This is a genomic window from Paraburkholderia tropica, assembly GCF_914484835.1.
GTDB classification, from domain to species: domain Bacteria; phylum Pseudomonadota; class Gammaproteobacteria; order Burkholderiales; family Burkholderiaceae; genus Paraburkholderia; species Paraburkholderia tropica_A.
Genome location: NZ_CAJZAR010000002.1, coordinates 405 through 14,797, shown reverse-complemented (window position 1 = coordinate 14,797; position 14,393 = coordinate 405). Strand labels below are relative to the sequence as shown.

Here is a 14,393-nt window from a genome sequence, read left to right as displayed (position 1 = left end):
CGGGCGCCATGCGGCAAGCCGGAAAGATTCGTGAATCAGGGATACAGGCCGCGCATTTCGCGTGCCATCAGGATGCGCTTGCACGCCACGATAAACGCTGCGGTACGCATCGACACACCCTGCTCGCTCGACACCTGCCAGACCGCCGTGAACGCTTCGCGCATCACACGTTCGAGACGCTCGTTGATCTCGCCTTCGGTCCAGAAGAAGCTCGAGAAGTCCTGCACCCATTCGAAGTACGAAACCGTCACGCCGCCCGCGTTCGCCACCACGTCCGGGATCACGAGCACGCCCTTGTCGTGCAGGATGTCGTCGGCGGCCGTCGTGGTCGGGCCGTTCGCGCCTTCCACGATGATCTTCGTGCGGATCTTGCCGGCGTTGTGCTCGGTGATCTGGTTTTCCAGCGCGGCCGGAATCAGGATGTCGGTTTCGATGGTCCAGAATTCGTCGTTGCCGAGCATGTCGGCGCCCGCGAAGCCCGCCACGCCGCCCGTCTTCGCGACGTGTTCGAGCAGCGCGGCTGCGTCGAGACCCGTCGACTTGTAGATCGAGCCGGTGTGATCCTGCACGGCGACGATCTTCGAGCCGGCTTCCTGGAACAGGCGGGCCGCGATGCCGCCCACGTTGCCGAAGCCCTGCACGGCGATGCGCGCGCCTTCGATCGACAGACCCTTGCGGCGCGCCGCTTCGCAGCCGACCACGAACACGCCGCGGCCCGTCGCTTCCTTGCGGCCGAGCGAGCCGCCGAGCGAGATGGGCTTGCCGGTCACGACGCCCGTGGCCGTCTGGCCCTGGTTCATCGAGTACGTGTCCATCATCCACGCCATGATCTGCTCGTTCGTGTTGACGTCCGGCGCAGGAATGTCGGTGTTCGGTCCGATGATGATGCCGATCTCGCTGGTGTAGCGGCGCGTCACGCGCTCGAGCTCACCACGCGACAGCGTGCGCGGATCGACGCGGATACCGCCCTTCGCGCCGCCGTACGGCACGTTCACGGCCGCGTTCTTCACCGACATCCACGCGGACAGCGCCATCACTTCGGACAACGTAACGTCCTGGTGATAACGCACGCCGCCCTTGCCGGGACCACGCGAAACGTTGTGCTGGACGCGATAGCCTTCGAAGTGCGCCACGGTGCCGTTGTCGAGTTCGATCGGGCAGTCGACGATCAGGATGCGCTTCGGACGCTTGAGCGTCTCGAGCCAGCGCGACAGCGAACCGAGATACGGCGCGACGCGATCGACCTGACGAAGATAGTTGCCCCACGGACCGAGATCGTCCGCGTGAAGGTAAGACGGAACCGACGAAGACACTGCAGACTGCTGTTGGGAAGACATGAACGCTCCAGCGATCGAAGAAGTGGTGCCATTGTCAGAAAAGGCCCACGTCTATGCCAATGCCGTTTGGTCATCGCGTCATGCTTTTCTTGCATAACGTGTCGAAAGTCGAAAAAACTTGTCGCTGGCTCCGCTGTTTACAGGCGTTTTCGCGGTGTGCATGGACGGCCGCGCGCATTGTTGCCGCGCGCGAAAAAGACCTTCTACGCGAATGCGTGAGATCACAAGCGATCATGCGTGATCGCGCATGAGCGGGCGCGAGCGGGCGCGTGCCGCCTGCGGGTCAGGCGGCACATCGCTTACGTGAATAGCTGATTAACGCAGTTACGCGCCGTTGCGCGCGAGTTCGTCGCTGACCGCGTCCCAGACCGCGCGCACGAGCGCTTCGCGCGCGTCGTTGCCTTGCGCGGCGAGCTTGTCGCGATAGAGGCGGATTTCCATGTCGAGCGTGAACTGGCCTTCGGGCGAGCCGCGCGTGCCGCGATCGAGGCGGATCAGCTTGCCTTGCGCCACCGCGTCCTCGACCGCGCTGTGCGGCAGGAACGCGATGCCGTGGCCCGCCAGCGCCATCGCCTTGAGCCCTTCGGCCATGTCGGTTTCGTAGACGCGGTCCAGATAGAGCCGCGCAGGCGCGTTCGCCACGATCACCTCGGTCATGCGGCCGAGATAGGCGTTCGGCGTGTAGGAGAGATACGGCGCGGGCGCGTCCGGCGTGCCCGGCAGCGTGTAGCGCGCGCGCCCGGCGCGCTGCGGCGCCGAGTACGGGCTGATCGATTCGATGCCGAGCGTGAGCGTGTCGTAGCGCGCCGGATCGAGCGTGACCGGGTGGCTCGGATGGTGGTAGCCCATCACGAGGTCGCAGCCGCCTTCCACGAGCGAGAGCACGGCATCGTGCACGTTGAGCGCGCGCAGCCGCGTGTGGATGCGTCCGAGCTTGGCCTCGACGCGTTGCAGCCAGCGCGGGAAATACGTGAGCGACAGCGTGTGCGGCACCGCGAATTCGATGGTCGCCTCGGGCGTGGCCGTGTGCCCGCGCAACAAGGTGCGCGCCTCGTGGAACTGCGAGAGCATCGCGAGCGCCTGCTCGTAGAACACCTGGCCCGCCGGTGTGAGACGCGTCGGGTAAACCGAACGGTCGATCAGTTCCGTGCCGAGCCACGCTTCGAGCGCCTGGATGCGGCGCGAGAACGCCGGCTGCGTGACGTGCCGCAGCTCGGCCGAGCGGCTGAAACTATGCGTTTCCGCGAGCGAAACGAAGTCTTCGAGCCATTTGAGTTCCATGCGGGACCGGCGAGCGAATGAGAAGTCCGCATTCTAGGCCCGCGCGCGGGCGCTGTCAGCGCAGCGCGGCCTCCAGCTCCGCCACCACGCCGCGCCAGTCGCCGAGCGTGGTCTGCCGGAACAGCCGCGCGGACGGATACCAGACCGAGTCGCGGCGGCCCATGCCCCAGCGCCAGTCGGGCTGCGCGGCGAGCAGCACCCAGACCGGCTTGCCGAGCGCCCCCGCGAGATGCGCGACCGAGGTATCGACGGTAATCACGAGATCGAGCGCCTCGATCAGCGCGGCCGTGGCGGCGAAATCGGGCAGATCGTCGCCGACCGCGTGCAGCGGCCAGCGCCCTGCCACGTCGGGCAACTGCTTGACGCCCTCGCCCTTCTGGATCGCGAACCACGCATTGCCCTTGAGCGCCGCCAGCGGCAGCAGCGCGGTCAGCGACAGCGAGCGGAAGGCGTCGAAATGATGGCGCGGATTGCCCGCCCAGACGAGCCCGATGCGCCGCCGCGCGCCCGCCGAGCGCGCCGCCACGCGCATGCGCCACATCTCAGCGAGGGCCGGATCGGCGCGCATATAGGATGGGGGCGCGTAAATCGGCTGACCGGGGAATTTCAGCGGCAAGCTCATCACGTCGCACCAGTAGTCGTAGTCGCGCGCCAGGGCCGCGTCGCTGGGCGCGGCGTCGAGCACGCGCGCGACGCCGGGCACCGTCGCCGCCAGCGAGGCCAGTTCGGGCGCGACCCACGCATCGACCTGCGCGCCTTGCTCGGCGAGCCACTGCGCGTAACGCACGAACTGCATCTGATCGCCGACGCCCTGCTCGCGCGCGATCAGGAAACGCTTGCCCGCGAGCGGCTCGCCCTGCCCGCCCTGCCATTCAGGCAGCGGCAGCTTGCGATAGTTGGGCTTGCCGAGCGTCGTGGTCTTGCGGTCCTCGAACAGCGGCCAGCCCTCGTCGTAATCCTGGCGGCGCAGCAACAGCATGCCGAGCTGGAAGCGCGATTCCGGCAACGCGGGGTTCAGTTCCAGAGCGCGCCGATAGTACGTTTCGGCTTCGTCGTAGCGCGCCAGCGCCGTGTAGGCGAACGCGAGATTGTTGACGACGCCCGCGGCCTCGGGCTTGAGCGCCGCCGCGCGCCGATAGAGCGGAATCGCCTCGTCGTAGCGATGCATCGCGTCGTAGGCGTAGCCGAGTTCGAACAGCGCGTGCGCATTGTCCGGCTCGCGCGCGACGACCGGCTCGAAACAGGCGGCCGCCTCCGCGTGCTGGCCCGACGAGCGCAGCAATTTGCCCAGCGCCATGAGCGTGGCCGTGTCGTGCGGCGCCAGCGCGCGCGACGCGCGATAGTGCGCGATGGCGGTGTCGGTGCGGCCCGCCTTTTCGAGCGCGCGCCCGAGATTGAAGGCGAAATGCGCCGATTGCGGTTCGATCTCGCGCGCGCGCCCGTAATGACGCTCCGCGCCCGCGAGATCGCCGAGTTCGATCAGCGCGTTGCCGAGGTTGTTGTGCGCATTGGCGAAATCGGACGACAACGCGAGCGCCTGGCGCTGGAACGCCGCCGCGCTCACGTGATCGTTCAGGCGCGCCGCGACCACGCCGCGATTGCTCAGGCATTCCGCGTCGAGGGGGTCGAGCGCCAGCGCGCGGTCCATGAACCCGCCCGCGCGCGCGAGTTCGCCGCGGCCCATCGCCAGCACGCCGAGATAGTGCAAGGCGCGCGCGCAGCGCGGATCGCACGCGAGCGCGCGCTCGTATTGCGCCTGCGCGGCGTCGAGCCGTCCGGCGCGGTGTTCGGTGAGAGCGGAGTCGACGAGCGCGGCGGCATCGTCGGGCAAGGCGGAGAAGGAATCGCGGTTCATGCGGATCGGGAATCGAGAAGCAGCGAAGGCTGCCGACCCACTTACCGTATGCCCCGCCCCGGCCGATGTCTGTCAGACAGTTCCGAAACTCTGACGCCGCGCACCATCGCACCATCGGGCTACGCAGGAGCGACACACGCGCCACACACGCGCCGCACACGCCCCCTGCCGCACCCGTCCAGAATCCCCGACCGGACGCTGTCAGCGTGGTGATAAAATACCAGGCTCCCCCCGGTTCCTTTCTGATCGTAACGCCACACGTTACGTCCCCATCATGTCCGACACTCGTCCCGATACCCTCTTCGCGCTCAACGCGCTCTCCCCGCTCGACGGCCGCTACGCCTCGAAAACCGAAGCCCTGCGCGACTGGCTCTCGGAAGCCGCCTTCATGCGCAACCGCGTGACCGTGGAAATCCACTGGCTGATCGCGCTGTCGCAAGCCGGCTTCGCGGAAGTGCCGCGCTTCTCGGAAGCGTCGGAGCAGTTCCTGCTCAAGCTTGCCGAGAACTTCACGGCGCACGACGCCGCGCGCATCAAGGACATCGAGCGCGTGACGAACCACGACGTGAAGGCGGTCGAGTACTGGCTCAAGGAATCGGTGAAGGGCCAGCCGGAACTGGAGCGCGCAAGCGAGTTCATCCACTTCGCCTGCACCTCGGAAGACATCAACAACACGTCGCACGGCCTGATGCTCGCCGGTGCGCGTGAACACGTGATCCTGCCGGCGCTGCGCTCGGTGCATCAGCGCCTCGTGGCGCTCGCGCACGCCCAGGCCGACCAGCCGATGCTCTCGCGCACGCACGGTCAGCCCGCCAGCCCGACCACGCTCGGCAAGGAAGTCGCGAACGTCGCGGCCCGCCTCGCGCGCGCGATCACGCGCATCGAGAAGGTCGAACTGCTCGGCAAGATGAACGGCGCGGTCGGCAACTTCAACGCGCACCTGTCGGCGTACCCGGAATTCGACTGGGAAGCGTTCTCGAAGAACGTCGTCGAGCAGCGCCTGAAGCTCACGTTCAATCCGTACACGATCCAGATCGAGCCGCACGACTACATGGCCGAACTGTTCGACGCCGTCGCGCGCGCGAACACGATCCTGCTCGACCTCGACCGCGACGTGTGGGGCTACATCTCGCTCGGCTACTTCAAGCAGAAGCTGAAGGCCGGCGAAATCGGTTCGTCGACGATGCCGCACAAGGTCAACCCGATCGACTTCGAAAACTCGGAAGGCAACCTCGGCCTCGCGAACGCGACGCTGCGCCACCTCGCCGACAAGCTGCCGGTTTCGCGCTGGCAGCGCGACCTGACCGACTCGACGGTGCTGCGCAACATCGGCGTCGCGTTCGGCTACTCGCTGCTCGCCTATGACGCGCTGATCCGCGGCATCGACAAGCTCGAAGTGAACCCGCAGCGCCTGAACGACGACCTCGACGCCACGTGGGAAGTGCTGGCCGAGCCGGTGCAGACCGTGATGCGCCGCTACGGCATCGAGAATCCGTACGAGCAGCTCAAGGAACTCACGCGCGGCAAGGGCATCACGCGCGAAGCGCTGCAAACGTTCGTTTCGGGCCTCGCGATTCCTGAAGACGCGAAAAAGCGTCTGCTGGAAATGACGCCCGCGTCGTACATCGGCAAGGCTGCCGAACTGGCGAAGCGCATTTCGTAAGCGCATTCGTGGGTCAGCGCGTTTTGCGCGCCGCCCAACAAAAAGCCCCGGTTCGAAGCCGGGGCTTTTTTTATCCGCACGCCTTGATCGGCATGCGGCGACGAACCGCGCGAATCAACCCGCGCGGCGCGTTTCCAGCTGCTTGAGCACGTCGTCGACGATCTGTTCGGGCGTGAGCTCGATGCTCACCTGGATCGCTTCGTCGGCGCCCGGCACTTCGAGCGTGTCGAGCTGGCTTTGCAACAGCGACGGATCGAAGAAGTGGCCGGTGCGCGTGGCGAGGCGCTCGTGCAGCACCTCGTACGAGCCGTGCAGATAGACGAACACGACGTCATGATCGCCGCCGCGCAGGATGTCGCGGTACGAGCGCTTGAGCGACGAGCACGTGAACACGGCCGTCTCGTGCGCGCGCTGCTTTTCCTCGATGGCGGCGCGGATCGTGCGCAGCCACGGCCAGCGGTCGTCGTCGGTGAGCGGATTGCCGTCGTGCATCTTCTTCTTGTTGGCTTCGCTGTGGAAAGCGTCGCCGTCGGTGAAGGTGCACTGGAGGCGCTCGGCCAGCATCTCGCCGATGCGCGTCTTGCCGGCGCCCGACACGCCCATTGCAATCAGAATCATCTACTGCTCCTCAGTCGGCGGCCGCCGCGGCGTAAGCGCCGCGTGCCGCCTCATGCAAAATTGCCTGTTACACCACTGCCGAGAGCGCGAACGTCAGTCCGAGGCCCAGCAGCGAAATGATGGTCTCCAGCAGCGACCAGGTCTTGAACGTCTGACCCACGGTCATGCCGAAATATTCCTTGATCAGCCAGAATCCGCCGTCGTTGACGTGCGAGAAGATCAGCGAGCCCGAACCCGTGGCAAGCACGAGCAGTTCCGGCTGAACCGTGACGCCGGCCGCCGAGGCGATCGGCGCGACGATGCCGCACGCGGTGGTCATCGCGACCGTGGCCGAGCCCGTCGCGAGACGGATCAGCGCGGCGACCAGCCAGCCGAGCAGAAGCGGTGACAGATGCGCCGTCTGCGCGAGTTCGACGATCTGCTTCGAGACGCCGCTGTCCATCAGCACGCGGCCGAAACCGCCGCCCGCGCCCACGATCAGCGTGATGCCGGCGATCGGCGCGAGGCAGTCGCCGCAGAACTTCTGGATCTGCTCGCGATTGAAGCCGCGTTGCGCACCGAAGGTCCAGAAGCTTACCAGCACGGCGATCAGCAGCGCGACATCGGAGGTGCCGACGAAATGCAACAGATTGTTCGGCACCGTCTTCGGCGTGAACACGAGGTCGGCCCACGAGCCGATCAGCATCAGGATCACCGGCAGCAGGATCGTGAACAGCGTGATGCCGAAGCTCGGCAGTTCGCTATCGGGCTTCGGATCGGCCTTGCTCACGAACTGCGCGGAAAGCGGATTGTTTTCCGGCAGCTTGATGAAGCGATGGATGAACAACGCGAACAGCGGACCGGCGACGATCGCGGTCGGAATCCCGACGATCAGACCGTACGCGATGGTCTTGCCGATGTCGGCGTGATACGCCTGCACGGCCAGCAGCGCGGCCGGGTGCGGCGGAATCAGGCCGTGCACGACCGACAGGCCCGCGACCATCGGCAGGCCGATCAGCAGCAGCGACTTGCCGGTGCGCTTGGCGACGTTGAACGCGATCGGAATCAGCAGCACGAAACCGACTTCGAAGAACACGGGCAGGCCGACGATCACGGCCACGCACATCATCGCCCAGTGGATGTTCTTCTCGCCGAACCAGCGTATCAGCGTGGTGGCGATGCGCTCGGCGCCGCCCGACTCGGCCATCATCTTGCCGAGCATCGTGCCAAGACCGACCACGATCGCGATGTGGCCGAGCGTATTGCCGTTGCCGGTTTCGAACGACTTGACGATCTGATCCATCGGCATGCCGACGGCGAGGCCGAGCAGCAGCGAAACGATGATCAGGACCAGAAACGGGTACACCTTGAAACGCGTGATCATCAGGATCAGCGCGGCAATCGCGACGAGCGCGTAAATCAGCAGCGAACTGCCGTGGGCCACTCCCATGAGGCTCCTCTCCAGGTAGTTGTTCGGTATCCCCGCGCCGCCGCGCCTGGCGCATCTTGAAAAACGCGCGCGCGGAACACGCAGGGGGTCGGCCGTCGCCGGGCCGGGATTGTAGAGGTTATAACGACTTTCAGGGTTGTCTGCTCGAAAGACGAGCGAGCCGCGCAAGGCGTACGCCCTTCCGGGCGCGGCCTGCGCGGCTCGTGAAAACACGATGCGAAATCACGGAAAGCGCGGCGTGGACGGCGGCGCAGGCCGTGGTGGGAACAGCGGTGGAAACCGCGGTCGAAACCGCCGCCGAACCGCCGGGCTCGATGAGCCGTGCGGCGCACCCGGCCCATCGCGCTCGTCGCTGATGATCGACACCTTATTTAGCGCACCGAAACGCTATAAGGTGCCACATCAGGACGCCCATCGCGCGGCGGGCGGCTGCATCCGTCGTCCGTGGACGCTCAATCCTTCGCCATCAATTCTCAGTTAGTTGCCTTTCCTCGTCGATCGAGCGGACGCCTCAAGCCACCGGACGCGACAGCTCGCTCGCGGCGCGCGCGAGGCGCGTGACTTCGGCCCAGTCCTGCGCGGCAAGCGCGGCCTTCGGCGTGAGCCACGAGCCGCCCACGCAGACCACGTTGGGCAGCGCGAGGAAGTTCGGCGCGGTTTCGGCACTGATGCCACCCGTCGGGCAGAACTTGAGCGTCGGGAACGGGCCGTGGAACGCCTGCAGCATGTTCAGGCCGCCCGCCGGCACCGCCGGGAAGAACTTGACGATCTCGTAACCGAGTTCCATCGCGACGATGATGTCGGTCGGCGTCATGACGCCCGGCAGCAGCGGCAGACCCGCGTCGAGCGACGCCTGATGGATCTCGCGCGTGAGGCCCGGCGACACGCCGAACGTCGCGCCCGCCTTCTTCGCCAGCGCGCAATGCTCGGGCTTGGTGATCGTGCCGACACCGACGGCGATATCTGGCGCGATCTGCGACGCGCGTTCGATCGCTTCGAGACCGGCCTTGGTGCGCAGCGTGATTTCCAGCACCTTCACGCCGCCCGCGTGCAGCGCGCGCGAAACGTGCTCGCCCTGCTCGGGCGTCTCGAAGGCCAGCACCGGAATCACCGGGCCGAGGCGGACAATGTCGGCCACCGTGCTTTGTGCCATGTTCAGGCTCCTTGATGATGAATTCAGTTCGTTGCGTTGCAGCGTCGCTGTGACGTTGCGTGGGCCACTCAGGCGTTCGCGGTCTGCGACGCGTGCGCGGGCTGCGCGGCCGCCGCGCCGGCCGGCACTTCGCCGACGAGCGGGCCGAACACCGTCGCGCCCAGCTCGGCCGGGGCCGCGGCGGCGCGGAACACGCCGAACAGCTCGCGGCCGAAGCCCACTTCATTGCTTTCCTGATGCGCGGGCTGCGCGACCGGGCGCGCGTCCCATTCGGCTGCATCGACTTCGATGTCGAGCACGCCGCGTTCCGCATCGATCACGATCGTATCGCCATCGCGCACCTTGCCGATCGGGCCGTGCAGCAGCGTTTCCGGCGACACGTGGATCACGGCCGGCACCTTGCCCGACGCGCCCGACATGCGCCCGTCGGTCACCAGTGCGACGTGGAAACCCTTGTCCTGCAGCACGCCGAGCAGCGGCGTGAGGCGGTGCAGCTCCGGCATGCCGTTGGCGCGCGCGCCCTGGAAGCGCACGACAGCCACGAAATCGCGCTCCAGCTCGCCGCGGTCGAACGCTTCCTGCACCGCTTCCTGCGAATCGAACACGATCGCGGGCGCGCTCAGCTTGCGATGCTGCGGCGCAACCGCCGAGACCTTGATGACGCCGCGGCCCAGCTTGCCTTGCATGAGACGCAGGCCGCCGTCCGGCTGGAACGGCGTGGCGAGCGGACGCAGCACGGCGTCATCGGCGCTCTTTTCCACCGCCGGGACCCACGTGAGCTTGCCGTCGAGCAGCTTCGGCTCCTCGGTGTAGTGACGCAGACCTTCGCCCGCCACCGTCTTCACGTCTTCATGCAGCAGACCGCCGTCGAGCAGTTCGCGCACGAGGAAGGCGATGCCGCCCGCCGCGTGGAAGTGGTTCACGTCGGCCTTGCCGTTCGGATAGACGCGCGCGAGCAGCGGCACGGCCGCCGACAGCTCGTCGAAATCGTTCCAGTCGATCAGGATGCCCGCCGCGCGGGCCATCGCCACGAGGTGCAGCGTGTGGTTGGTCGAACCGCCCGTCGCCATCAGCGCGACGATGCCGTTGATCACGGACTTTTCGTCGACCACATGGCCGATCGGCGTGTAGTTGCCGCGCTCGACCGTCAGTTCGAGCACGCGGCGCGCAGCGGCAGCAGTCAGCTCGTCGCGCAGCGGCGTATGCGGATGGATGAACGCCGAACCCGGCAGATGCAGGCCCATCACTTCCATCAGCATCTGATTGCTGTTGGCCGTGCCGTAGAACGTGCAGGTGCCGTGGCCGTGATACGCGGCGGCTTCGGATTCGAGCAGCGCGTCGCGATCGCACTGGCCGGTCGCGAACTTCTGGCGGACCTTGGCCTTGTCGTCGTTCGAGATACCGCTCGTCATCGGACCGGCGGGCACGAAGATCGTCGGCAGATGGCCGAATTGCAGCGCGCCAATCAAGAGGCCAGGCACGATCTTGTCGCACACGCCGAGGCACAGCGCCGCGTCGAACATGTTGTGCGTGAGCGCGACCGCCGTGCTCATCGCGATCACTTCGCGCGAGAACAGCGACAGCTCCATGCCGGCATTGCCCTGCGTGACGCCGTCGCACATCGCCGGCACGCCGCCCGCGAATTGCGCGACGCCGCCGCCTTCGCGGGCCGCCTTCTTGATGATGTCGGGGAAATCCTTGTAGGGCGCGTGGGCCGAGAGCATCTCGTTGTAGGACGAGACGATGCCGATGTTCGGTTCGCGGATCGCCTTGATGGCGAACTTGTCGCGCCCTTCGAGACCGGCGAAACCGTGGGCGAGATTCGCGCACGACAGCGCGCCGCGTGCCGGGAAACGGTCTTGCGCCGCCGTGATGCGCGCGAGATAGGCCTCGCGCGTCGGCTTGCTGCGCTCGATCACGCGTTGCGTGACCTTCATCAACTGCGAATGCGGGGAAACCATCGAATCTCCTTCCTTGTTATCTCGCGCGGGCGCTCGGGGACACATCACGCGGTCCAAACAGCGATGGCGCGATGTTAGTAGAAAAACTACACGGTCGCAATCCCGGTTTTGCCCTGGGATCGAATGGTGCAAGCGCTGTAAAAACCGCTATTTAGCTCGATTTCATCCGATCCGGGACAACCCCGGATTGCGCCCTCGATCAAGATTCTGTAGTTTTTGTACATGACCCATGATCCGCTATAGTCCACAGATCTTTCAGCATAGTGCGAGTTTCCCGATGCTGCTGTCCCAGGTGAAGGCTATCCGCGAGCAATTGCGACCCTCCGAGCGCAAGCTCGCCGATTACATCGTCGACGCGCCGCGCGAATTGCTCGACCTTTCGATGACCGAAGTTGCCCAGCGTGCCGGCGTGAGCCAGCCGACCATCGCGCGTTTCTGTCACGCGCTGGGCTTCTCGGGCTTCCGCGAGTTCAAGATCCGGCTCGCGCAAGCCGTGGCCGGCGATCTGCCGAGCGCCCTGCCCGCCGTCTACCGCGACGTGAGCCCGGACGAGCCCGTGCCCGGCGTCGCGGCCAAGGTGCTCGAACGCACCATCGGCGCACTGCTACAGGTACGCAACAATCTCTCGACCGACGCGCTCGGCGCCGCGATCGACCTGCTCGCGAAAGCAGCGCGCATCGAGTTCTACGGCGCGGGCGGTTCGGGCATCGCGGCGCAGGACATGCAGCACAAGTTTTTCCGTCTGGGCATGCCGAGCGTGGCCTACTCGGACCCGCATACGTTCCTGATGTCGGCGGCCTTGCTCGGGCCCGGCGACGTGGTTGTCGCCATTTCGAATACGGGACGCACGCGCGACGTGGTGGACGCCGCCCGCACCGCGCTCGACCGCGGCGCGAAGGTGATCGCGATCACCCACGGCACCTCGCCGCTTGCGCGCCTCGCGAGCGTCGGCCTGCACGCGAACGTGGACGAAGACACCGATGTCTTTTCGCCGATGACCTCGCGCACCTCGCACCTCGCGATCGGCGACATCCTGGCGGTGGGCGTCGCGCTGCAGCGCGGCCCGGAACTCGCGGAAAAGCTCGCTGGTGCGAAGGACATCATCGATCGGCGCAGGCTCGACGCGAACGGATAAAACGCGGGCAGAAGTCCGTCACGTCCAGAAACGTCGCGCAATAAAAAAAGCGGACTCCCGAGGGAGTCCGCTTTGCTTTTGAGCCTGGCGTGCCGGGCGATCCGCTGCCCCACGCTCCGACTGAACCGGGGTCGAGAAGAAGCGAGCTTGCGGCCCCGCTTCCTCTCTCACCGTCAGACGCTTACCACTGGTAGGACATACCGCCGCCCCACGTGGTGTCGCCGCCCGCGCTGTAACCCGCACCCATCTTGACCTTGAGGTTCTGGGTCACGCGTGCCGAGAGACCGAGCGCCGTCGCCTGGTAGCCCTTGTAGTTGGCGGTACCGATGCCCACTGCAATGGTCTTGCCCTGATCGACGTCCGGAATCATCGTCAGCGCGGAGGCCGCCGCGATACCGCCGTAGGCGTTGCGCTGCATCTCCGTCATACCCGCCTGGAACTGGCGCATGTTGACGGCGTCTGTGCCTGCCTTGCCATCGTCGACGTTCGTGATCCGGCGCTCGCTGCCCGCCGAACCGACCGACACGGTGTTCTCCTGATTCGCCACCGAGTTCGCACCCAGCGCGACCGAGTTAGTAGCCGTGGCCGACGCCTTGTCGCCGATCGCCGTCGAGTTCTGGCCCGAGGCGTTCGCCCCGCCGCCCATCGCGATCGAGCTGCTGCCCGTTGCCGCAGCCGGACCGCTCGTCGAGTTGACCGCGACATACGGCGAAGTCGAATCGCCGATGTTCTGGACTGCCTGGTTCAGGTCCGCGATGCTCTTGTTCGTGGCGTACAACTGACCGCCCGTAACCGCGTCGGTGCTCGATGCGGACGAAATGTCGCCATCCGCAAGGTTGGTCAGCTTCACCGTCGTGGAGGTGCCGGTGCCGCCGAGCGTGACCTTGTCATGCGCCGAGCTGTCGTACTGCACCGCATTGGCGGCCTGGCCCATGACTTGCGTCACATTCCCTTCCAGCGTCGAAACACGGGTATCGATGTTCGTCAGTGCACCGCCGACGTTGTTGTAGGTATTGCCGCCAATGCTGTAGGTCGGCGGCTTAATCTTGCCTTCCCCATCAACGCTCGAACCGCCACCCAGCGCGTCAGCGACACTCGAAGCCAGCCCGTAGACCTGCGAGCCGTTCACCGCATCGGTGCTGCTCACGGAAACCGCTCCCGCAGCAACATTGTGGATCACGACCGGCTTGGTCGATCCGACGCCGCCGAGCGTGACGGAGGTCTTCGACGCATCGTCGTACGCCACGAACGCGTTCGTCACGTTACCCGACGTGTCGACGATCGCACCCATCGCCTGAAGCTGCGTGAGGTTCACCGCATCGTTGGCTTGCGTGGCGTTTGCGACGTTATGCAGCGCGACCGGCGTGGTCGAACCGACACCGCCGAGCGTCACCGAGCTCTTCGTACCGTCGTCGTAAGCGACGAAGCCGTTGACCACGTTGCCCGACGTGTCGAAGTTCAGGCCTGCTGCCTTCAACTGCGCGACGTTGATCGCGTCGTTGTCCAGCTTGCCGTTCGCCACGTTGTGCAGCACGACCGCGGAGGTTGCCCCAACGCCGCCGAACGTCACCGAGCTCTTCGTGCCGTCGTCGTAAGCGACGAAGCCGTTGACCACGTTGCCCGACGTATCGAAGTTCAGACCCGCCGCCTTCAACTGTGCCATGTTGATGGCGTCGTTGTCCGAAGTGGCATTGGCCACGTTATGCAGCGCCACTGGCTTAGTCGAACCGGAGCCGCCGAGCGTGACCGAACCCTTCGTGCTGTCGTCGTAGGCCACAAACGCATTCGTGACGTTACCCGACGTATCGAAGCCCAGACCCGCCGCCTTCAACTGCGCGACGTTGATGGCGTCGGCGTCTGCAATGCCGTTTGCCACGTTGTGGATCGATACCGCCGTGCTGGCGTCCTTGCCGCCGAGCGTGACCGCGCCCTTCGAAGCGTTGTCGTAGGCCACGAACGCA

Annotated in this window: 10 protein-coding genes; 2 read left to right on the top strand and 8 right to left on the bottom strand. The window is 66.0% G+C overall.

Annotation, left to right across the window (positions count from 1 at the left end):
* Positions 1–35 precede the first annotated feature (35 nt).
* From LDO54_RS00845 to LDO54_RS00835, 3 genes are all read right to left on the bottom strand, one after another.
* Positions 36–1,337: a Glu/Leu/Phe/Val family dehydrogenase gene (locus tag LDO54_RS00845; protein ID WP_224004706.1), complete on the bottom strand. Its 1,302-nt coding sequence runs from the start codon at positions 1,335–1,337 to the stop codon at positions 36–38.
* 324 nt (positions 1,338–1,661) lie between these two features.
* On the bottom strand, positions 1,662–2,618 hold the full coding sequence (locus LDO54_RS00840) for a LysR family transcriptional regulator (RefSeq protein ID WP_224004703.1): 957 nt from the start codon (positions 2,616–2,618) through the stop codon (positions 1,662–1,664).
* 55 nt (positions 2,619–2,673) lie between these two features.
* Complete coding sequence (locus LDO54_RS00835) at positions 2,674–4,473, bottom strand: tetratricopeptide repeat protein (RefSeq protein ID WP_224004700.1); 1,800 nt, start codon at positions 4,471–4,473, stop codon at positions 2,674–2,676.
* Between the two features lie 274 nt (positions 4,474–4,747).
* Between LDO54_RS00835 and purB the strand changes: the two genes are divergently transcribed.
* Positions 4,748–6,136, top strand: coding sequence for an adenylosuccinate lyase (gene purB, locus LDO54_RS00830; protein ID WP_224004697.1), 1,389 nt, complete (start codon positions 4,748–4,750; stop codon positions 6,134–6,136).
* A 114-nt stretch (positions 6,137–6,250) separates the two neighbouring features.
* Here purB and LDO54_RS00825 read toward each other — a convergent pair whose 3' ends face one another.
* From LDO54_RS00825 to edd, 4 genes are all read right to left on the bottom strand, one after another.
* Complete coding sequence (locus tag LDO54_RS00825; RefSeq protein ID WP_224004694.1) at positions 6,251–6,754, bottom strand: gluconokinase; 504 nt, start codon at positions 6,752–6,754, stop codon at positions 6,251–6,253.
* Positions 6,755–6,821: 67 nt separating this feature from the next.
* Complete coding sequence (locus LDO54_RS00820) at positions 6,822–8,183, bottom strand: GntP family permease (protein ID WP_224004692.1); 1,362 nt, start codon at positions 8,181–8,183, stop codon at positions 6,822–6,824.
* A 511-nt stretch (positions 8,184–8,694) separates the two neighbouring features.
* Complete coding sequence (eda, locus tag LDO54_RS00815; RefSeq protein ID WP_224004689.1) at positions 8,695–9,336, bottom strand: bifunctional 4-hydroxy-2-oxoglutarate aldolase/2-dehydro-3-deoxy-phosphogluconate aldolase; 642 nt, start codon at positions 9,334–9,336, stop codon at positions 8,695–8,697.
* 68 nt (positions 9,337–9,404) lie between these two features.
* A complete protein-coding gene (gene edd / locus LDO54_RS00810) occupies positions 9,405–11,297 on the bottom strand; it encodes a phosphogluconate dehydratase (RefSeq protein WP_224004686.1) in 1,893 nt (630 codons plus the stop codon).
* Between the two features lie 277 nt (positions 11,298–11,574).
* On the opposite strand from edd, the gene LDO54_RS00805 reads away from it, so the two are divergent.
* Positions 11,575–12,432, top strand: coding sequence for a MurR/RpiR family transcriptional regulator (locus LDO54_RS00805; RefSeq protein WP_065065146.1), 858 nt, complete (start codon positions 11,575–11,577; stop codon positions 12,430–12,432).
* A 181-nt stretch (positions 12,433–12,613) separates the two neighbouring features.
* Here LDO54_RS00805 and LDO54_RS00800 read toward each other — a convergent pair.
* The coding region (locus tag LDO54_RS00800; RefSeq protein WP_224004683.1) for a YadA family autotransporter adhesin at positions 12,614–14,393 on the bottom strand (1,780 nt) is incomplete at its 5' end.